Annotated in this window: 18 protein-coding genes and 5 pseudogenes; 3 read left to right on the plus strand and 20 right to left on the minus strand. The window is 58.1% G+C overall.

Annotated features, from left to right (window positions below; genetic code table 11):
- A pseudogene (istA, locus tag BN77_RS28930) lies at positions 1–700 on the plus strand (IS21 family transposase); the annotation flags it as partial.
- Between the two features lie 10 nt (positions 701–710).
- On the opposite strand, the gene BN77_RS28935 reads toward istA, so the two are convergent.
- The 6 genes and pseudogenes from BN77_RS28935 to BN77_RS28955 all read right to left on the minus strand — a co-directional run.
- Positions 711–2,339: an MFS transporter gene (locus tag BN77_RS28935; protein ID WP_007539005.1), complete on the minus strand. Its 1,629-nt coding sequence runs from the start codon at positions 2,337–2,339 to the stop codon at positions 711–713.
- A gap of 561 nt (positions 2,340–2,900) precedes the next feature.
- Positions 2,901–3,677: a 3-oxoacyl-ACP reductase FabG gene (gene fabG, locus BN77_RS28940; RefSeq protein ID WP_007539007.1), complete on the minus strand. Its 777-nt coding sequence runs from the start codon at positions 3,675–3,677 to the stop codon at positions 2,901–2,903.
- Positions 3,678–3,820: 143 nt separating this feature from the next.
- On the minus strand, positions 3,821–4,408 hold the full coding sequence (locus BN77_RS28945; protein ID WP_244426304.1) for a GntR family transcriptional regulator: 588 nt from the start codon (positions 4,406–4,408) through the stop codon (positions 3,821–3,823).
- Between the two features lie 223 nt (positions 4,409–4,631).
- Entirely contained in the window at positions 4,632–5,852 is a 1,221-nt protein-coding gene (locus tag BN77_RS28950; protein ID WP_040679085.1) for an 8-amino-7-oxononanoate synthase family protein, read from the minus strand.
- Positions 5,853–6,332: 480 nt separating this feature from the next.
- Positions 6,333–6,673, minus strand: a pseudogene (locus tag BN77_RS34510) (hypothetical protein); the annotation flags it as partial.
- A pseudogene (locus BN77_RS28955) lies at positions 6,666–7,348 on the minus strand (transposase); the annotation flags it as partial. The pseudogenes BN77_RS34510 and BN77_RS28955, both read right to left, overlap by 8 nt.
- 374 nt (positions 7,349–7,722) lie before the next feature.
- Between BN77_RS28955 and BN77_RS28960 the strand changes: the two are divergent.
- The gene (locus tag BN77_RS28960; protein WP_007539018.1) at positions 7,723–8,448 is read left to right on the plus strand and encodes a winged helix-turn-helix domain-containing protein; all 726 of its coding nucleotides are present in this window, start codon (positions 7,723–7,725) and stop codon (positions 8,446–8,448) included.
- 609 nt (positions 8,449–9,057) lie between these two features.
- Here BN77_RS28960 and BN77_RS35320 read toward each other — a convergent pair.
- Positions 9,058–9,501 carry an amino acid kinase family protein gene (locus BN77_RS35320; RefSeq protein ID WP_244426283.1) on the minus strand — a complete coding sequence of 148 codons (444 nt, stop codon included), beginning with the start codon at positions 9,499–9,501 and terminating at the stop codon, positions 9,058–9,060.
- On the opposite strand from BN77_RS35320, the pseudogene BN77_RS32910 reads away from it, so the two are divergent.
- Positions 9,414–10,237 (plus strand): annotated as a pseudogene (locus BN77_RS32910) (transposase); the annotation flags it as partial. The gene BN77_RS35320 and the pseudogene BN77_RS32910 overlap by 88 nt on opposite strands.
- A gap of 73 nt (positions 10,238–10,310) precedes the next feature.
- On the opposite strand, the pseudogene BN77_RS33875 reads toward BN77_RS32910, so the two are convergent.
- The 13 genes and pseudogenes from BN77_RS33875 to nifK all read right to left on the minus strand — a co-directional run.
- Positions 10,311–10,434 (minus strand): annotated as a pseudogene (locus BN77_RS33875) (1-aminocyclopropane-1-carboxylate deaminase); the annotation flags it as partial.
- Between the two features lie 319 nt (positions 10,435–10,753).
- Positions 10,754–11,713, minus strand: a complete 960-nt coding sequence (locus tag BN77_RS28970; RefSeq protein ID WP_081593631.1) for a DUF1839 family protein — start codon at positions 11,711–11,713, stop codon at positions 10,754–10,756.
- Positions 11,714–11,715: 2 nt separating this feature from the next.
- Positions 11,716–12,624 (minus strand): amino acid--[acyl-carrier-protein] ligase, encoded by a 909-nt coding sequence (locus tag BN77_RS28975; RefSeq protein WP_040679145.1) that lies wholly within the window; start codon positions 12,622–12,624, stop codon positions 11,716–11,718.
- A gap of 5 nt (positions 12,625–12,629) precedes the next feature.
- The gene (locus BN77_RS28980; RefSeq protein ID WP_007539024.1) at positions 12,630–13,817 is read right to left on the minus strand and encodes an acyl-CoA dehydrogenase family protein; all 1,188 of its coding nucleotides are present in this window, start codon (positions 13,815–13,817) and stop codon (positions 12,630–12,632) included.
- On the minus strand, positions 13,814–14,068 hold the full coding sequence (locus BN77_RS28985) for an acyl carrier protein (RefSeq protein WP_007539026.1): 255 nt from the start codon (positions 14,066–14,068) through the stop codon (positions 13,814–13,816). Before BN77_RS28985 ends, BN77_RS28980 begins: the two co-directional genes overlap by 4 nt.
- 139 nt (positions 14,069–14,207) lie before the next feature.
- Positions 14,208–14,477, minus strand: coding sequence for an exopolysaccharide production repressor protein (locus BN77_RS36065; protein WP_425280268.1), 270 nt, complete (start codon positions 14,475–14,477; stop codon positions 14,208–14,210).
- A 24-nt stretch (positions 14,478–14,501) separates the two neighbouring features.
- Complete coding sequence (gene fdxB, locus BN77_RS28995) at positions 14,502–14,819, minus strand: ferredoxin III, nif-specific (RefSeq protein WP_007539030.1); 318 nt, start codon at positions 14,817–14,819, stop codon at positions 14,502–14,504.
- Positions 14,816–15,019: a CCE_0567 family metalloprotein gene (locus BN77_RS29000; RefSeq protein ID WP_007539032.1), complete on the minus strand. Its 204-nt coding sequence runs from the start codon at positions 15,017–15,019 to the stop codon at positions 14,816–14,818. The genes fdxB and BN77_RS29000 overlap by 4 nt, the downstream gene beginning before the upstream one ends.
- Before the next feature lie 27 nt (positions 15,020–15,046).
- On the minus strand, positions 15,047–15,532 hold the full coding sequence (locus BN77_RS29005) for a NifX-associated nitrogen fixation protein (protein ID WP_007539034.1): 486 nt from the start codon (positions 15,530–15,532) through the stop codon (positions 15,047–15,049).
- 2 nt (positions 15,533–15,534) lie between these two features.
- Positions 15,535–16,032 (minus strand): nitrogen fixation protein NifX, encoded by a 498-nt coding sequence (gene nifX / locus BN77_RS29010; protein WP_007539036.1) that lies wholly within the window; start codon positions 16,030–16,032, stop codon positions 15,535–15,537.
- A complete protein-coding gene (nifN, locus tag BN77_RS29015; RefSeq protein ID WP_007539038.1) occupies positions 15,998–17,383 on the minus strand; it encodes a nitrogenase iron-molybdenum cofactor biosynthesis protein NifN in 1,386 nt (461 codons plus the stop codon). The genes nifX and nifN overlap by 35 nt, the downstream gene beginning before the upstream one ends.
- Complete coding sequence (nifE, locus tag BN77_RS29020) at positions 17,380–18,879, minus strand: nitrogenase iron-molybdenum cofactor biosynthesis protein NifE (protein ID WP_007539040.1); 1,500 nt, start codon at positions 18,877–18,879, stop codon at positions 17,380–17,382. Before nifE ends, nifN begins: the two co-directional genes overlap by 4 nt.
- Positions 18,880–18,939: 60 nt before the next feature.
- The gene (gene nifK, locus BN77_RS29025) at positions 18,940–20,481 is read right to left on the minus strand and encodes a nitrogenase molybdenum-iron protein subunit beta (protein ID WP_007539042.1); all 1,542 of its coding nucleotides are present in this window, start codon (positions 20,479–20,481) and stop codon (positions 18,940–18,942) included.
- Positions 20,482–20,529 lie beyond the last annotated feature (48 nt).

Consider the following 20,529-nt stretch of genomic DNA (forward strand, 5'->3'; position numbering starts at 1 on the left):
CCATGATGGCAATGCCGATGTGATCCGGCAGGAGCTGGCGAGCGAGCATGGAATTATCATCGGTTTGCGTTCGGTAGAGCTTCGAGTCCGGGAATGGCGGCGGGAACTCAGGGCGCAAAAGCGTGCGACAGTGCGGTTTGAAACGCCGCCTGGTCGTCAGTTGCAGATCGACTTCGGGCAGACGCGTGTCTGGATCGGTGACGAGCGGCTTCGGGTAAACGTCTTTGTCGCCACGTTGAGCTATTCCAGACGTATTCATATCCGTGCCTCATTGAGAGAAGGGCAGACCGATTGGTTCGAGGGGATGGAAGGCGCGTTTCTTCGGTTTGGCGGCGTTCCCGCTGAGGTTTTGCTGGATAATGCGAAGGCGCTTGTCGAACATCACGACGCGGTTAGCCGGGAGGTTCGCTTCAATGCGCGACTCTGGGCGTTTGCCCGCTACTGGGGCTTCGCGCCACGCGCTTGCGCTCCCTATCGGGCCCGAACAAAGGGGAAGGACGAGCGCGGGGTCGGGTACATCAAGAAGAATGCTATTGCTGGTCGCCGGTTTGAGAACTGGGCTTCGTTCGAGGCGCACCTTGACCGATGGATACGACAGGTCACAGACCGACGAGAACACGGCACGACTGGTGAAGCACCGATTGAACGTTTTGCTGCGGAGGCCGATGCCCTTCGGCCGCTATCCGGCCGCGCAAATTTTCTTTAGGGATTCAGGTCTTTTCGAAATGAGGTCTAAGAGGCATATCGTCCTGCACCGGGACGGTCTGCCGCTCAATCTTGTGGCGAATTATCGGCGGGCTTTCACCGCGGTGTAGAGCTTCGAGGCGCGCCCCGATTTCAGCGTCGGCGTTCGTCAGTCGCCGATTATACCGCACGTATTCTACCCATGTCGAAACATGATAGCTTTCTGTCCACAAGTGGGGTTTTTCCAGGTCGCGAAGAAGCGCCCATTGCCTAGCGCCATCGCGAAGTCGAGCCCTTCGCCGATCAGCCATTACATTGAGGAACACGGTAATATCGCGTTGATCGATGGAATAATCGATCATTACCAAGATCGGTCCGCTTCGTGGTCTCAGATCAAGTTGCAGCACCGGCTCGCAAAATTTGTTAGTTGGGTCGAGATCAAATGTCTCAGAATCCGGCTGCCGAAGAACGATGCCAATCAGCCCGCCGAAAACGAGAGCAATGCTTGCGATGAGTAAGGCTTCGGAAACGCCCTGCGCCTCAGCCAGTTCACCCCAGATCCAGCTTCCCGCCGCCATGCCGCCGAATGCAGCTGTTTCATAAAGCGACAAGGCCCTTGCGACGACCCACCGCGGCGTGGAGAGTTGAACGGTTACGTTGAACAGGGAGAATGCCTGTACCCACGCTCCACCTGCAGGCATGAGTAGCAGGCAGCTAACCCAAACGTTTTCGCTAAACGCCAGAAAAAAGCAACTAATGGCCAGCAAAAAAAATGCGCTGCGGATGACCCACTCATTGCTCAGAACTTCCCGAGCCTGTCCGATCAGAAGCGCGCCACAGATCGCGCCCAAGCCGAAAAAACCAAGCATGATGCCGTAGGACGTGGCAGTGCCGCCAACCTGATCTCGGGCGACGACGGGTAACAGAGTCAAAATGACGATGGCAGTGAGGCCGAAAACAAGGCTCCGGCACATCACTTTGAGCAAGTTTGGCGACAAGACTACGTAGCGGAAGCCTGCGGCCATTGCACTGCCGAACGTTTCCCGCGGAAGCAATTTTGGCAGAGGTTCCGTCTTCCATCGCCAGAGCGCTATGATTAGGACCAAGTAACAAAATACATTAAACAGAAACGCGAAGGCCGCACCGGCTGCTGCGACGATGATGCCGCCAATCGCAGGGCCGATGCTGCGCATGAGATTGTACCCCATGCTGTTCAGCGCAACCGCCTCCTGTAGATGTTCACGAGGCACTATGTCGCCCATCGACGCATACCACGGAGGGTCATGCAAGGCCCAACCGCAGCCAAGCAGGAAGGTCAGACTCAACAGCATCCAAGGTGTTACAAGCCCCTCATAGGTAAGGATTGCTAGCGCGGCGGATACACAGAGCATCAGCAGTTGCGCCGTCAACATGATCCGCCGCCGATCAAAGTTATCCGCGAGCGCCCCTGCGGCGAGCGAAAGGATCATTACTGGCAGTGCGGTTGATGCCTGGACCAGTGCCACCAGTTCTTGGGAGTTGGCGATGCTCGTCATCAGCCACGCCGCAGCTACCCCCTCAACTAGGTTACCCAGATTCGATATAAGAGAAGCTGACCAGAGTGAGCGGAACGATTTATGTTGCAAGAGTACGAGCGGCGATAATCTCTTTGGCATTGTGAGGACTTTTTCTGGCCGTTGCTAACTTGTTTTCTCGCGCTCGATGCCGCCGTTGTTCGTCTCAACTTAGCAAAGCGAAGTGGCTATCGGTCTGTATGAAACAGCACATTGCGTGAGCGACCGCGAGCTGTGTTACGATTAACCGCCACAGTCGCGGCGAGCCGCTCTCTCAGCTAGTCGTTGTGAATAGAGCAGCGGCCATGTCGATGGCTCGAACTTGGCGGAGGCTTGCTCATGGCATGGCGTCGTAAAGGCTCTCGCAAGTGAACATGTAGTCTTTGCAAAGCCACCGAAACGGAACAAGCGACATGTGACGGCTCACGACGTCGGTACCCTTTGAATTGCAATTGTAAGGCCAGCAGCGCGTTGGCCAATGTGAGATGGAGGCGATAAGGGTCAGCCTTCGACCAGAATGAAGGTGCATTCGTCGAGGAGGCCAAAGATGACGATGGCGCGCTATCAATCGATAGGCACGTTGCGGCCGGTGAAAGAGGCGCCGAGCGCGAGACGGCGTCAAGAACGCTACCCCGGCGCATATTGCCGAAAACGTCCGTTTCGCTAAGAGGGGACATATTCCCCGCCGTTGACGTCAATGATTGCGCCGTTGATGAATTCGGCCTGATCAGAGGCAAGGAACGCCACCACCGCGGCAATATCCTCGGGCAGCCCCATTCGCCCGGAAGGAATTCGGGCAAGTGCGGCTTGATTGATCGGGCTGTCTGGCGAGCCTCCCATTTCCGTGAGAATATTCCCTGGCGCCACCGTATTGATCGTCACGCCTGTAGACGCATATTCGCTGACCAGCGAGCGTGCAATTCCTGCCAAGGCTGCTTTCGAGGCGACGTAGCTCGCGCCAGCAAATCTCGGCAAACCACGGCCCCCCATGGACCCTATCAAGACGATTCGCCCGAAGCTGTTGGCGGCCATGGCCGGGATCGCCAATTGGCAACATAGCATCGCACCGGTCAAGTTGACCGCCAGGACATCATTCCATTCTTTAAGCGGAATGGCATCGAAGGCGAGACGCTTGCCATCATGCTTCGGTGAAAAGCCAGCATTGCACACGAGGACCGCCGGCGAGCTCCAGGTCGCACGAACATTGTCGAAGAAGCCTGCCAAGGCGTCCGGTTGACGTAGGTCAACCGTTACCGCGATAACGTTATCTGCGCCGAACTTGCGCGAGAGGTCCTCACGCGCCTTTTCAACACGAGCAGCTTGTGTGCTAAAGATAGCGACACGGTGCCCTGTGGCAAGAAGATGCTCCGCGCAGGCGAGTCCGATACCCCTTGTGCCCCCCGTAACGACCGCACTTCGCGGATTTGCGGCAGCACTCACGTTGCGTCCTCCAACTTCTTCCCGCGGACGAACAATGCGGTTGATTTGCCGCCAGACGACCCAACGCACTCCAGAGCCGGAGTTTTGTGCAACATAAATGCGCTCCTCAAGGATTCCCGGAAATTCCGTCCATTCACGTTGTATTACTCCAGACGCCGATAACCGTCGCGAATATCGTCTTCGAACGCTGCTCTAACACCTGCGCTATCGCCTTCTCGTAGGCTTTCGATAACTATTTCATGATTGCGCATGCCGTATTTTTGAATAGCGAACTTCGGAAGCAGGTCATGAAATGAGGGGCCAATCCGCTGCCAAAGTGTTTCGATGGTCGACATCAAATATGGCATGCCGCAGTGCCTGTAAACGGCGAAGTGAAACTCCTTATTCATCCACTGTACGTCGGAATATCGCCGACTATCGAGTGCCTTGTTAATCTTCGCCTGCATTTCCTGCAGCGAGTGCGCAAGACCGGCCGGGGCTCGCGCGGCACCCCGCTCCGATGCTAGCCCTTCAAGGGCTAGCCGCATGGCAGTGACTTCCTGAAGCGCTTCTAGAGTCAAATAGGGCACCATGATCGTTTTGGCCCCCGAATAGACAAGCGCGCCCTCGGCAGCGAGGCGGTTCAAGGCGTCGCGTGCCGGCGTGGAACTGACGTCGAGCGCGTCCGCGACGGCGCGCACTGTTAGCTTGTGCCCGGGCTCGAAGGCGCCGCGCACCAGCCGCTCCTTCATTGCTTCATAGGCTATATCTCCAAGGCGGAGATACCTCTTGGGCGGTGCTAAATCCCCGCTTCTTTTCTGCAGCAGAAAGGCATCGCCCTGCGCTATTAATGCGCCATTGGCATGATTTTGCATCCCGGATTTCCCATTTGACCTAAAATCATGCAAGGCGTAACCAAAGCCCGCTCTGATGGCTCCAGCGGATGGGGGATGGTCAGGCATCAGGTTTTGCTCCTCAGGATCGATCCAGGATCTCGAAGACGGTTTGTGCGACCTGTCTCACTTCGTCATCCGAGTGGCTGGCAGTCAGGCAGATGCGCAAGCCTGCCTTTCCGCGCGCAACCGTCGGAAAGAAGACCACCGACACATAAAGCCCTTTCTCCAGGAGAACTCGCCCTGCGGCAATCGCCTTGTGCTCATCGCCGATCTGGATGACGCGGATTGGCAACTTCTCGCCTTTCTGCGCAGTGGGCAGGATAGAGTCGAACAGCAGCACATTGTCCCAGAGCTTGCGCCGACGAACGTCGCGTTCCGGCGTGCGGTGGAGCCGAGCGGATCCAAGCGCAGCTCCCACAGCGGCCAGGTTGGGCGACGCTGAGAACGCATGCGCGATTGCAAAACTTCGAAAAAGATTTTCCTGATGCGCGGTGCCTAACATGAGCAGGCCACCAGACGCGCCAAATCCTTTTCCAAGCGAGGCAGCAATGATTGTGCGGTCGCCAACCGCGCCCAACAACTGAGATCGGACATAGCCCTCGCCTTGTTGCCCAAAGAGCGAAATTCCATGAGCATCATCGATGTAGAGAAACATTCCATAGCGGGCCTGAAGTCGAGTTAGCTCATCCACGGGAGCCGCGCCGCCCATGGAGTAGACGCCATCGCAGATATAAGCGACCAAGTCGTTTTCCTGACAAAGCCGCTCCAACTCCTCCAGGCCGTTGTGGGGAATCGTGCCTACCCGGGTCTGTTCTGCGACCACTGGCTTGTGAAAGGCGAGGGTCGCGTGAGCAAACTGATCGAAGACCATCAGCGGCTTTCGCCCGCCGGTAAGGTGGCCCGAGGCGATGAGCGGTAGGGCACCCATGTTAGCCGCCAGTAATGATGAATAGGTGATTACCTTCGCGTCGAAGAGGTCAGATAGATCTTCTTCCAGATCTCCGATCAAACCGAAATTTAGCCGAGTTCGGGCACAGGACCAATGAAGCGAGCCATATTGCTCGACGGCGGCAACCGCGCCGGCGATTACGCTAGGATGATTGTCGAAGCCAAGATACGAACATCTAACGAAATCGACGACACTCCGGCCGGCATGGTCGTCCTTTTCCAAAAGAATCGTCCGACCGTCTGCCGAACGCCCGTAAACATCTATCAATCCTCGCTCCCGTGCTAACCGGAAATGCGGTTCTGCATACTCAATCACCGCGGCGGTGTTGCGCGCAGGACGAGTGGGCGACACCGTTGTGTGAAGACGAGGTGCGGCATTCGGGGAGGATCGACGTTCCCAATCAGTTTGCGACAAAGCGTTTCTACTCCATGAGGGGTTTCCGCAAAACCATGCACGTATCGTGCCACGGGAGAAAACCGCATTAAAACAACGCAACCGTTCTAAAACAGCTATGGAGCGAATCCGACATATTGCTTATGTCCAGATTTGATTGTTGGTAGTGCGCCATCGCCACAGGGGCATGTTTTTGGTTCTGAATTCATGAGAATGTCGTTTTGATCTCAGGCTCTCAACGTAGGGCTTCCAAACTCAAGTTTCGGAACGTGCAAGCTATGATTCCAGTGCGGCGCTTCAGGTAGGAGGTCACAAATAAGGGGCTATGGTTGGTGCGCAGAATGCGCGAGAACTGGTGGGCCGCCTGTGCTGATCCTGCAAAGTTGGAATGTCACTCTCCCCGTGTTTTGGTGACATAGCAGGCTGTTGAAGAAGTCTTTCGCGTTCGCAGACGAAGCCTGAATCGTCTCCACTGTGGATGTAGAAGTGCCCGACAAAGCGTCCGGCGGACCCGAGAGCAGCCCATCCGCGACGACAGGCCTGCTCGCTCTCGTCTCGTCCCTCCCACGAGAACTCCACATAGGCTGATCTATCCCGTGCGCCGTAGCGGACATCAAGGAACCCCTTGAGCGCCACGAAGGCGATTTCGCCGTCTGCCGCGCCCTGGAATGTCAGATGCGCTCTTCGACGAGATCGAGGACGCTGTTGCCTCATTTGTCCATCTCGACGATGCGCCAACGACCGGCGAAAGCCTCGGCGAAGGGAGACACTCTAGCCATCAGCCTGTCTCGCCATGAGCTTCGGCAGCCGCACCAGATCGTAGACGGCGGCCGCAAAAAGGTGAAGACCCATCCGACACGGTCACGGCCGCGGAACTTCGTCTTGTCTTGCCCCGCGACGGTCTTGATCCAGCCGAACGCTTCCTCGATGCGCTTGCGGATGCGCAGACTGACCCCATAGCCGGAATGACGCGTCGTGCGCCCGTCAATGGCGGAGCGGCGACCATTGATGTTCTGCGCCCCATGGGGCGTCACCTTCATCGACAGCAAATCTTTGACGACGTCCTTGGTGTCATAGGCCCTGTCGGCACCCAGCGTAATCGCTTGCGGCCGGTCAGAAAAGGGTTCGATTATCTCACGAGCCGCGACCCGTTCGGCAACCCCCTGGCCTCAGTCAGGCAGGCGTCGGCCGGCAGGCCATGGCGGTTTTCCATCAGCCCATGTCCCATGAAGCAGAGCTTGGCCTCCTTTCCCTTTCCTTTCTTATAAAGTCTTGCATCCGGGTCGGTCGTTGAAGCATGCGTCTCGTTGGAACGCTTTTCACCATGGAAGCCTGCTTCTCCATTCTGGCCGCCGCCATCCGACGGTGGTTCAATCGGCCGTTGGGCCGTCCTTCGGCTTGGAGCTCTTCATCGACTCCCAGGCTTCGATCAGCGTGCCATCGCCAGAGAAGTATGCGGGGCAAATGTCCGAGAAAAAGAGTGTCCCCGCAGACCGACGTCCTCGGCGGCCGGCCCGCTTTGGCACGGTGCATGCATAAGTATTGCTAAAATCCGTTACCGATCGGGAGGAGCATCCTATGATAACACCATCCACAATACAGCACCTGGCGAGTCCACTTTCTCCCGGGGTCGCTTATCCGGTGAAGGCCTTGGTAGGTCAGATGTTCTCAAGAGGTCTATTGGAAGAAACGAGTCGTCAACGGAGCCTGCGGATTGATCATTCCACGATCAACCGCTGGACTGTTCCCGCCTCTGACCGGAAATTGACCTTTCATTGGAGAACTACATGAAGCGGCCGGTCAAATGCACGTCGGAAGGGACTGCGTAATGTCGAATGACGCCGCGAGTCCGAGTTGCATACCACCGCCATTGGTGCTGATCGCTGCGGCAGATGATAGCTTTCGCGCGTTTCTGGAATATATCGTCAAAAGTCGTGGTTTGATTGTAACCGGGGTGCGCGATGGCGAGGCGCTAGCCAACCGCCTCCAGACAATCGCGCCGGATCTGCTCCTTCTTGAATCACGTATCCCCGGTGTGGAGACGCAGGCGCTCTGCAAACAGCTCCGCCTGGACCACCGGACGCGATCAATGTTGATTATTGCGCTTGCCGCTGAAGGTGACGAAGCCAGTCGGCAACGATTGCTAGAGTCCGGTGCCGATCAATATCTCAGCAGACCATTTTCGCCGGAGACAGTCATGACAAGCATTGGCGCGATCTGGCAAAACACAAACAGCGATCCCGCTCCCGGTGACCAAGAATTGTTCGCCTTTCGCGACCTCGAACTGGATATCAGCACCTATCGCGTACGGCGAAACGGCCGCATGATTCATCTCGCTCCCACCGAATTTCGCTTGTTGCACCATCTCATAAAAAGCCCCCGTAGGGTGTACTCCAGGGATGAGTTGCGTAAGGCAGCTTGGCTGCCCGCTGTCCATGTCGGCCCCCGCACTATCGATGTTCACATTGGACGCTTGCGAGCAGCTCTCAATTCGGGCGACGATCAGAATCTAATACGCACCGTACGATCCGTTGGCTACGCGCTATCCGAGTAGGCATGGCTTGGTGATAAAAACGTTTCATCGACCTGCGTCCCTCCCGCGCGCTCAATCACAGCAATTTTGCCAAGAACCAAGAACCCCAGTGGTCACCCAATCGATTCCAACGGTGAGAAAGTGCTCTCGCATTTTCCCTTCGCCTCGGGGGCGCACGTGTTTTTTGGGCTCAGGGGCAATATCACCGCATTGTACGCCACCGTTTGACTCAATACGTATTTTCCGCCGCATTAATTTTACGCATGAGCAGCGAACTATGAGTGGAATGTTGCTTAGCCACTCTCGGCAAAACTGACTTGCCGTTAGTGCCAGGATACATTTGTTCATGGATATGGCGTGCCCGTGAAATCGCCAGCTCGTAATTGTCTTCTAAGGAGTGCGAAATGTCGAAGAGTCAAACTCTGTCACCGCGGATATCGTTCTAAGGGTCACCACGCGTTTGCCTGAGTGCGAGACTCCTGATAGCAAAATCTGCATCTGTTAAGATGCCTACATAGATCCCCCGGTTCCCCTCCACGGAAATTGCGCTAACGTCCCATCGCGCAAGAAGTTCGCGCAGATCGTCGCGCTCTGCAATGCAGCCGTACGACAATACCTTTACGTCGCGAGCTATTGCCACTGAATGGCGTTCCCATGACCTGTTGCAATCGTGCCCGCAACTACTCCGTCGCTCGTGAGCGATTTGCAAGCAATCGTGACCGAGTGCTGTTCAGCGTAGTCCACCGCCCTATGGTGCAGTACTTTTGCGCCATGGCGTGGCATCCGCGCGATTGTCCCATAGGCAATCTCTGGGATCAGTCGTGCTCCTCCCGGGACATTGGGGTCGCAGTGTAAACGCCCCGAAACATCCGAGTATATTTCGCACGCGTGCTCTCCCGGCATGGACGCAATTACAATAGCTGTCAGATCAGAGCTGTTTCTGCCGAGAAACGTTATCCTGCCCGACTGATCAATTGCTTGTCCGCCCGGGGCAACAAGAACGGTTTGGTGAGATTTATTCGGATGGAGCCGGTATGCCGCCGTTGCCGACGCGGCTGATGGCGGGCCTGGCAATCCTCAAGCATACGTTCAACCTGTCGGATGAGGCTGTCTGTACCCGCTACCTCGACAGCCCGTATTTTCAATACTTCTGCGGCGAGACGTTCTTCCAGCACACATTGCCCTTCGACCGTTCGTCGCTGACGCGCTGGCGCCAGCGCATGGGCGAGGAGCGGATAAAGGCGCTTTACAGCCTTCACGTCGACGAAGTCGAATGCATCGGTAAAGGCAAGGCACACAAGCCCTACGAGTTTGGCGTCAAAGTCTCGGTGGCCACGACACTGAACCGCTCCAAGGCGGCCAGTTCGCCCTCCACGCCATGGCACTGCCGGGCAATCCGTACGATGGGCACACCCTCGAGACCATCATCCCCGACATGGAGGAGACGATCGGCAACGAGTTGTCCCGCATCCTGGCCGATGCCGGATATCGCCACAATGCGCCTGAGAGCCACAAGCTCAGGGTCTTCACCAGTGGTCAGAAGCGCCGCGTGACGCCGGCCATCAAACGACAGATGCGACGACGGTCAGCCGTCGAGCCCGTCATCGGCCACATCAAGAACGAGCATCGGATGGATCGCAATTATCTCGCCGAACAACACGGAGATGCCATCAATGCCGTTCTGGCGGCCGTTGGCTACAACTTCTCGCTCCTGCTCAACTGGTTCAGAGACTTTTTGTGCCTGCTCGCCGCCATGCTCCTGGCGTCTCTGCCGCGATCCCACCAGGTTTCCGCGTCACACGCTTCCTGACGTCTCAACGTAAAAACTGTGGCGACGGAGAATCCTGCCCGCCACAATCAAAACAGCGTTCTTCACGGTCGACTAATTTGCGGAGCTTGTTTCCGCCGAACGCGAGACCCGAGTTGCAGTCCTCGCGCTTAACGGTCGAGTTTCTCAATGGGCGTGGGCCCAAACGTAAGCGGGTAACGTGCGAACTTTTCGAGCATGTCATCTCCAGTGATACGTGATTGAGTCCAATCTACATAAAGCGCATTCTGAGACGCTTTCTTGGACTTGAGATCGGTTGCGTCTCCAATATCCCCATGGGACCTGTCAGTATTTCCAGCGCAGCTTTCTCATCCTGAAGAAGCAATCCATGCCGGCGCGATGCAATGAAATTCGCAACGCCTTTGGAAATGGCAAAGCTTTATCGTCTCGGCGTTGACCAACTCGAATGTGGGGTCTATGCCCACGTAGGCACCTCCCCCAGCTCAAAACATGATCCCAAAAGATGCAAAGCGGCCTTTGGGAGAAGATCATATGCAACTAAAGCCTTTGTCCAAGCATTCGCACCATGGAATCCCATGCATCCGCGGCCGGATCAAGCGCCGTCTGCAGCGGCTCGAATTTCTTGCGGGTTATCGCTCGGGCAAGCCGGAACTGCACTGATTTCGCCACCTCCGAAATCCGCCGTGCCTCACCAGCCGCCTCCGCGAAATCCGCCGACAGCCAATTGAGATGACTGCCCATCAGCTCGAAATTGGCCCCGAGCTGGCGCAGCGTATTGAAGGCATATTTATGGAAAAAGCCGAAGGACCGCTCGGCCACCGCTTCCGCCTGCGCCGGGAAAACCGCTGCGAAGGCACGTATGGGGTTGGCCGTGGGGCGGCGGCAGAAATGGAAATCCAGGAGCTGCCGCGACGTTTGCCGAATGGCGGATTCTCCCGGCACCTTTTCGGGGAATTTAGCAAATTCGGTATAGGGCAGGAACGGCGGATCCTCTTCCGTACGCTGCAACTGCAACAGTCCGTCGAAATCCTCGCCCGAAAGGGTGAAGAAGCCCCCATTGTGAAAATAGTCGAGCGAACGGCCGGCGATATCAAGCCGATTGATCGCCATCGTCGTCTTGCCGTGCTCGCAGCGATAGCCGACGCCCTGCGTATCCGGCATAAAGAAGGGGTCCGTCTCCACCAGGCAAAGCCGGCCACGACCGATCTGTTCGGCAACGTGATGCTGGACCTCGTCGTAGATCGCCAGCTCGGTGCAGCGAATGCCGTAGATCGCTTCGAGATCTTCGAGCGGCACTTTGAAGAAGGGGAACTGGTCGCCCTCGAAATCCAGAGTCACAGTGAAGCCGAGCATGGCTTCCGGAGGAAGCCTAAGCGTGTTCAGCACTTCGATCCAGAGGTCGATATAGCAGTTGGTTTCGGGCCACATGCGCTCGCTGGCATGCAACGCGTGCGACTTATGGGTAGCGGGATCGAGGTCCCTAAAGACGGAAGCCATGATCAACCCCACAGTGCCTTGCGCACGCTCTCGGGCCAAGCCACGGTATTAAGCCCATGATGATGGAGAAGCGCGAGCGCGATGCGCTCGAGACCGAAGCCGACGCATGCAGTGTGCGCGACGCTGCCGTCCTCGAGGTTCAGACCCCATTTCGCGCCGAAGGCGTCCTGATGGTAGTTGAAGCTCATGCAGGCGGTCGGCTTGGCGGAGGAGGTGATCGGGATCAGCAGCTCGAACTTCAGTTTCTGGTCGCGCTGATTGTTGGCGAGCATCTTGCCGGCGCGGCCGAAGAACGGATCGTTGGCGACATCGATGGTGATCTCGAGACCGACGGCCGTCATCATCTCGACGCCGCGGCTCATCCAGCTCTGGCGGAAATCCGTGACATGCTTGGCGGTGCCCATGCAGACATATTCGCGCATGCGAAATAGCTGCTGGCGGGCCGGGTCCTTGGAAGGCTCATGGCGGAAGCAATAGGATTGCAGGTCGAACAGCGCGCCGCTTTCCGGCAAGGGACCGCGCTTCGCGACTGTCGGGTAGAGCGGATAGCAGGCCGCCGGCGTCAGCACGATGTCCGTCGCTTCCTGGTCCTTCGTCCAGTCTTCGCCGACTTCCATGCATTTCAGCAGGCTCATGTGGTCGAGCTCGTTGCCGCAGAAGCTGTGCACGGTGCCGGCGAGCTGCGGAAAGCTCTTCATGTAGCCGCTCGTCTCGAAGAAGGCGCGGTTCATGCCCGACGGAAAGCGGATGACTTCGGCGCCATCGGCGCCGCCGAACCTGTCGATCAGCCGCTCGAATGCGGCGATGACATCTTCGAACTGGGCGCTGCGGCCATAGAGGCCGTCAACGCCGGTGTCGATCAGAAGACCGGATTCGAATAGACGGTCGAGAAAAGACGTTTGTATATCCATGACCATTACCCCAACAGGCTGGTATCTTGCTTATGGACGAGCAGCATGGTCGCCGTATTGCCGAGAATACGTTCGTCCGAGATCATCAATTGAGCGGAATGCGCATCGCGCAGATGGCGACCGAGGCTATAGGGCGTGCCGTTTTGGTAGCCCAAGATGCCGCAGATGAGCATGGCGTGGTTGATGATCGGCAGGATCATCTCCGACGACGCGATTTTGACGTTATTCATGGCGACGGCAAAGGCCATGGAAGAGAGCCGATCGGGATCGGCCCTAGCCTCTTCATAGATTTTCAAGCCGCCAACTATATTGGATTTCACCATCTGCAACAGGCTGGAAACCTCCGCCAGACGCAGCGCCCCGGGCGGCGTGCCGGGCGATTTGCGGGCGGCATCACGCACGAAAGCCTGGGCACGGGCGACCGCATCGGCAGCAATGCCATACCAGACGCCGCTCCAGAGCAGATGCGAGCTTGCCAGCATCGACTGCGCGGCGATCTCGGCGAACGGCGTCGGCAGGACCTGTGCGGCGAGCGCCTCGCCCTTGAAGAGGAAGCCGTCGGAGCAGGTGCCGCGCATGCCAAGTGCGTTCCACTCTATAGTGCGCTCAAGCCTGTATTGATCCCTGAGGAAGACCGTCAGCACTTGGTTGGAGGAGGCGGCCTCGGAATGGCTGCGCGAGGTGATCAGGATCGCATCGGCATGGGCACCATAGGAGATGACGGTTGCATCCTTCTCCAAAAAACAGGTGTCGCCCTCGAAGTTGAGGGCGCAGATGCTGTTGCGCAGATTGCCGCCGATCCCGCGTTCCGACGTCGCCGAGGCCAGCAGAAGCTGTTCGCTAGCGATACGGCGCATGAAGTCCCGGTGCCAGTCGCTGCTGGCGCCGTGTTCTACCAGGCTCGACAGCTTGATCTGGTGCATGGCGAAAACCATGGCGCTGGCAGCACAGGTCTGCCCGAGGATCGAGCAGAGCTCGGCGATCTCTGTGATCGACGCACCCTCGCCACCAAGATCGGTGGGGATCTGGATCGACAGAAGCTTCTCGGCCCGCATCGCCTCCACCGCCTCGCGCGGGAAGCGGCCTTCGATGTCGACAGGATCGGCATATTTGCCGGCGATCGCCGAGACGCGCGCGGCACGCACCGCCGCGTCTGCGGCCCTGGCTTCCATCAGAGCGCCCTCGACGTTCATCGGACGACCTTTCGGCTATTAAGGATCATGCAGACTGTCTTTTCGATGGCAACGATGCTGGCAAAGGATTTACGGTTCAGCAGATTGTCGGGAAACTCGATATCGAAAGCCTCTTCGATGCCGAGCATGAGTTGCACCGACGCAAAGGAAGACAAGCCCGCCGCATAGAGATCGGCGTCGTCGGCAATCTGATCCATCGTGACGGGGAGCGCGCCACACTTGGCCAGCAAATCGCGAATAGTCTCATTCATCCCGTAGGCCCTCTGGGCAATCCGCAAACACTATGACAGTCGCGCCGTCTTATCCTGAGCCGAGAAGAAATAGGGAAAGCCCACCTAAGGGGGCGCCGATACTCGGAAGGTTGGACCCGATTGGAGCGCGTCGGAGCATTCATTTATTGCCCTCATGATACGCTTGCGACTGATAGCGTGCTTCCTGGCAATGATCGAAACGCTTACCCTTTTGGCGACCGCTCTGAGCGCGGCTAGACCGCCAGATGAGAAAGAGCATGCTTGCGAAATAAGCCACTTGAAGAAGGAGCCAAGCACCCATCGTTGTGACCACTACGCTGCGGATTGAATGCGAGACGAAGTAGCTCGTTAGGGCACTGGCGCCTACGAGGAGCAGCAGGAGGCAGAAAAAGCTTCTGAAGGGCAACACTGTTCTCCTGATTTGTTTGCAAGATCACGCAGCAACCTTGTCTGCGGCAACATGAGTCTGGCAGTTCTTCGGGCAGACGCGGGCACAGGCTCCGCAGCCGATGCAACGGCCGCCATGGTCGACGACCATGATCATGCGATTGAGCTCGCCATCGAAGTCGTCGTCCTGGCCGTCGCAGATGCCCAGGATTTCACCGCTGTCATCGATGCCGTAAAGGTGCATGACCTCGCGCGAGCAGACCTTAAAGCAGCGCCCGCAACCGATGCAGGTCGTGCCATCGATAGCGCTCAGATATTCCGGCATCCATCCGGAGCCGTCGCGGGTAACGAAAGGGCCCATCATCGTAAGTTCTCCAATGCGCCGAGCTCTCGCTTCGCAGCCTCCAACTCGGCAAAAACCCCGAACGTCTTCTCGGCGACCGCCATGATCTCGGTCCAGTTGACCGGGAGGTCCTCGGCTAGGTCGTGCAATTCCATCTTCGCATTGCCCGCCCGCGACTGCAGCTTGCGGACCTTCTTCTGCAGTTCCTCAAGGTCTGACATGATCTCCTTCCTCAAAAATCGGCCCCATCACGCCCGCGCCACATTGGGATAGACGTCGATGACTGCGATCGCATCGTCGACCATTTTCGTGCCTGCCTCGGCGAGTTTGCCAAGCGTCCCAAAACCGAACCGGTGGACGTCGCGCAGGGTCTTCGACAGAACGACCAACCGCCCAGTCGTGAGAAGCACGCGGCCGAAGCCCTCCTGGCCGATCAACATGATCGGCGATGCCACCAAGCCGGAGCGCTCCTCGATCACAAGCCCCACGCAGGCGTAAAAAATCTGGAGCCTCCACAGCACGTCCGGATCGGGATCGCCGATGATCGGGATCTGACGGCGCTGCTCCTTGGTGAGGATGAAGTCGGCCAACAGCTCGGCATCCGATTTGCCTTCCCACGCCCCATGAGTATCCTGAGCGCGGATCAGCCGTATGAGGCATCTGAGGAAAGGGGTGGCAAGGGCCCTATCCTCATTGACAGCAGGGCCATTCGTAATACCAGTCAATGTTTCCATGATTAGTCGTCCTCATCGTCGAACGGTTTCTTTTCGGCGGCGCCTGCTTCCGTTAGCACCTTGCGCAACCAGGGCGGCGGAGCCGTCCTCAGCATCGTCCGGGTTCGGGACAGTACGTCTTCGATTGATTGAGGATTGGGCACTTTGATCGGGTGGATCTTGGCCGAAACAACCTTGGCTGCCGAGGGCCCGCCAATGGCCAGACAAAATAGCAGGTGACAGCCCTTCAATGCCTCTACTTTCGGGGTAATGCGGTCGTCGCCCTCGGTGCGATGCTCCCCGCTCTCGTCGGAAACGTCTTCGAAGTCCAGGACTTCCACAAGTTTCCAGCCGTCGGGGCTCACGTCATAGACGGCGAAGCGCTTGGCCGATCCAAAATGGGCATTGAGGCTCTTCATATCTTGCGTGGCGATCGCTACACGCAAAGAACCTGATTTCCCTTTCGGCCCCGGTGGGTGAACCTCGTCAGTGACGAGAGAAAGTCGGCGGGCGGCTGTCATCTGGCACTTCTCGGTTACGGAATGGGTCGAGTGATTGAGGCGTCGGCGCGTGCTGGCTGGCCTGGAAGATATTGGCAACATCGAAGATCAGGTCGCGCGTCCCCCGATAAAGCGTCGTTAGCCTGTGCTGGCTGCCGAGTCGGTCGAAGATCGGGAAGCCCGCGCGCATGAGCGGAATGCCCAGGCGCTCGGCCGCCTGCCGTCCATGCGAATGTGTGACAAGCAGATCAGCGCCCGCTGCAAGACCTTCGAGATCACCAAGATCGCCGACCTGGACCTGCTCAGCCGGCACTTTCTCGAGAATTTTCGAGGTGCCGGTCGTGGTGACAGCCGCGGCGATCTCGGCCCCCATGCCGGTGAAGAACGTCGCGAGCTGGTAAAGTTGGTCCGGCTCGGCGGCGATGGCAATCTTTTTACCGCCGAAATGGAAATGTCCGTCGAGCAAGGCGTCCTGCAGCTGTGAGCGGCGACGGCGGATTCTCGCCGGCGCTGTAGCACCGGAAACCGACGAAAGCAGCGAGACGAAGCGATCTGTGTCCTTCAATCCTGTAAGCGACTGGAACAACGCGTAAGGCACTCCGGTCAGCCCCTGCAGTACCTCCGCTGGACGGCGCATATGTTCGCAGATTGCGATGCACTGCATCGCCGTTCCAAGCTCCTGGATGTCCTTGACGGTGGTTCCGCCATAGCTGGTCGGCACCCAACGATCGTCAGGCACCGTACCGTCGAGCGAGCCGGAGAGGTCGGGTAGAATCACTGCCTTAAGCCCGAAGCTTTCTACCGTTTCGCGCAAATGCTCGATGTCGGCGACGGTGAGATTCCACCCTGGCAGGATTGCGATCTTCTTCGACTGCCGCGCCTGCTCACCCGGCAGTGTAATCCTTTGGATCATGGCAGTGACCGCCCTGGCCCAGCCCTCCTCGATCGCGCCATCGAAATCCGGCGTGTTGGCCAGCACGATCTCGGTGCCCGCGAGTTCTCTGGCCCGCAGCATTTTGATGTTCGAGAGATCCCTTGCGAAATCTTCGCCACGGGTTTCCACCAGCGCCGTTGTACAGACCCCGATCAGCTTCGGGTTCGTGCGGGTTTTTAGATTGAGGATCGCCTCTTCGAGATGGTCCATGCCGCCGAGGATCGTGGCCACCTCGTCCATCGCCGTCGTCTGCAACGGAATGACTTCCTTGAAGTGCCGCACGAGAAGTACCAGCGCGAAGCTGGTGCAGCCTTGGTTGCCATGGAACAACGGTATCGCACCACTGACCCCCAGAAAGGCGAGGGCGGCGCCAAGCGGCTGCGATGACTTTAGCGGATTGACCGCCGCCGATTTGGTTTGGGGAAGAATACGGGTCATAGGCTTTCCTCAGCGCTTGCCGAAGCCAACAGTTGCGGTGCGGATTTTTTTTTGGCGTGGACTGTCTCGGGTCCGCCCTGCGTACTCGGCAGCTCTTCCTCGGCACCAGGTTGGTATTCCCAAGGTGCCGGCTCCCGCACCTCACTCCAGATCGGATTGTGAATGGCAAGGTCGATCTGGCGTACGAGTTCTACCATGCCGTCATAACCAGCATAGGGATGGTGCCGCTCCTGGTTGATATCGAGCCAAGGGGTCTTGGCCTTCAGCGCAATGAATTGCGTGCGCCCGCCCGAGAGCATAATGTCGGCTTTATGGTCCGCGAGCATGGTGTAAAGCTCGCGCGGCGCCATCGACTCGAACATGTGGTTCTCGTCCTTGAGAGCCTGCTTGATGCGTTCCTTGTCTTCGACCGTCGATTTCTTGACCGAGGTACCGACGATCTCGATGCCGATCTCCATCAGTGCATGGACAACCGACCAGGACTTCACACCGCCGGTGTTGAGCAGCACGCGCTTGCCTTGGAGCCTCGGCCGGTATGCTGCGAGTTTCTTCCACGCAATCGCCTCCTCCTCCTCGATCAGTGCCTCGGTGCGCTTAAGGATTTCCGGATTGGCGCCCTTCGCCACGAGCAGTTTGGCGATCTGCCTGAGTGCTTCCGAGGTGTCGGTGATACCGTAGAAGGAGCCCTCGAAGAATGGGATGTCCCAGCGCTCCTTCATCTCGCGGGCGAGATTTATGAGTGCCGTCGAGCACACCAACATCGACGCCTTGGCGCGGTGCGCGCAGGCAACATCCCGGTAGCGCGCGTCGCCCGGAATGCAGGCGCGCACCCGGATGCCGAGGCGATCAAGGAGCGGCTTCACCAGCCAGAACTCGCCGGAGAGGTTGAATTCGCCAAGGATATTGATGTCGTAAGAACCTACATCATCAGGTTCCACCGTGCCGATGACATGGTCCAGCAACGTCTCGCCGGCAAGCTTGTTGCCAAGATTCTTGGAACCGACGAAGCCCGGCACATTGACCGGCACCACCGGCAAGCCGAACTTTTCCGAAGCGCGCTTGCAGACCGCCTCGATATCGTCGCCGATCAGCGCCGTCACGCAGGTCGAATAGACGAAGATCGCCGGCGGCGCATACGCTTCGTTGATCTCGCGGATTGCTTTGAACAGCTTCCGCTCCCCCTGCCCCATGACCACGTCGAGTTCCGTGAGGTCGGTTGTGAAGCTCGTGCGCCAAAGCATCGGCCCGGACGAAGCCGAGCCGCGGTTGTCCCAGGAGTTGCCCTCGCAGGCAAGTGGGGCATGGATCAGATGCGCGACGTCGGTGATCGGCTGCAGCACGATCTTGGCGCCGTCGAAAGCGCAGCCGCCGGCTGCCGCTCCGGGTATCAGCGGCTTCGAACAGCCGCTTTTGCGCGCCTTGGCATCCTTGCTGCGGTTCTTCTCGCATGCGGGCTCGTTGAAGACATCCTGGATTTTAGCAGTGAGCGAGGGCATTGCGCCGGGTCTCCAAGTCCAAATGAAGTCGGCCGGCCTAAACAGGGCCGACCGCCGCTCTTAGCGGGTCAGATCATAAGAATAGTCCGTCACACCCGGCTCGCTCGTCTCGCGATCGAGCTTGTCGAAGATCTTGTCGAGGATCATCGTTAAGACGCGCAGTCCGCCCAGGTAACCCATGAGCGGGAAACGGTGGTGATGGTGTCGGTCGAAAATAGGAAAGGTCAGCCGGATCAACGGGGTGCCGGTGTCGCGCTCGAGATACTTACCATAAGAATTGCCGATTAGCAGGTCCACGGGTTCGGTGAAGAGCAGCGAGCGCAACGCCCAGAGGTCCTTACCCGCCCAAACCTGGGCATCCTTGCCAAAGGGCGAGGCTGCGAGCAGTTCCTTCATCTCGGCTTCCCAGGCCGCCGTTCCGTTGGTAGCGAGGCAGTGGGTCGGCTCACCGCCGGTTTCCATGACGAACCGGGCAACGGCGTAGACGAAGTCGGGATCACCGTAGATCGCGTATTTCTTGCCGTGCAGCCAGGCCTGACTGTCCGCCATAGCGTCGACAAGTCTGCCGCGCTCCAGGCCGATTTTCCCGGGGATTTCCTTGCCGGAAATCTCCGAGACCTTCATCAGGAATTCGTCAGTCGCCTTGACACCAAGCGGATAGTGGAACGAGGCCGTCGCCTGACCGACCTCGTTGCAGTATTCCAGCGTTTTGCGGGTGTTATAGTGCTGCAGCGATAGCGTCGCTTCGGCGTTTAATGCCGACTTCACGTCCTCGATCTTCGTTCCGCCGTCATACATGCGGTACATACCGTCCGACGGCGTGTCGAACTGGTCGGAGGCATCCTGGATGAAAATGTAGAATACGCCCATTATGTCGAGCAGGCGCTTCAGTTCGCGATTGTTGCCGACGCAGAAGCCGTCGAAGCCGGGAATGATGTTGATGGTGCTAGCAACTTCCTTGCGCTCGCTGCCGTTCCAGAAATGCTCCAGCACACCTTTCACCATGCTGTCGTAGCCATCGATATGGCTGCCGACGAAAGCCGGGGTGTGGGCGAAAGGAACATCGAAGTCGGGCGGGACCGAGCCCTCACTCTTGGCGTTTTCGATGAAGCTATGCAGGTCGTCACCGATGACCTCCGCCATACAGGTGGTCGATACAGCAATCATTTTCGGGTCGTAGAGCGCATAGGTATTGGCGAGCCCGTCGACCATGTTCTTCAAGCCGCCGAACACCGCTGCATCCTCGGTCATCGAGGACGAAACCGCTGATGACGGCTCCTTGAAGTGCCGCGACAGATGCGAACGGTAATAGGCAACGCACCCCTGGCTGCCGTGAACGAAGGACATGGTCCGCTCGAAGCCTGCGGCCGCGAACACGGCACCGAGCGGCTGGCAGGCCTTGGCCGGGTTCACGACGAGGGCTTCGCGGGCGAGGTTTTTTTCGCGGTATTCCCAGGTCTTGGTGTACTCGCGTTGATCGGTAACGATCTGGTCCGGGTGGGGGCATTCAAAATTCAGCTTCTTCTCGGCAAGCATCTGCCTATATTCCGGCTCGCGGAACAAGGGAGCATGGTCGAGAACTTTTTCGGCCGACTGCGGCATGGTGGTCACCTTTTCCTTCTGGCGCGCCGGGCGGGCGGCACAGGACCT

The sequence above is a fragment of the Rhizobium mesoamericanum STM3625 genome (assembly GCF_000312665.1).
GTDB classification, from domain to species: Bacteria; Pseudomonadota; Alphaproteobacteria; order Rhizobiales; family Rhizobiaceae; genus Rhizobium; species Rhizobium mesoamericanum.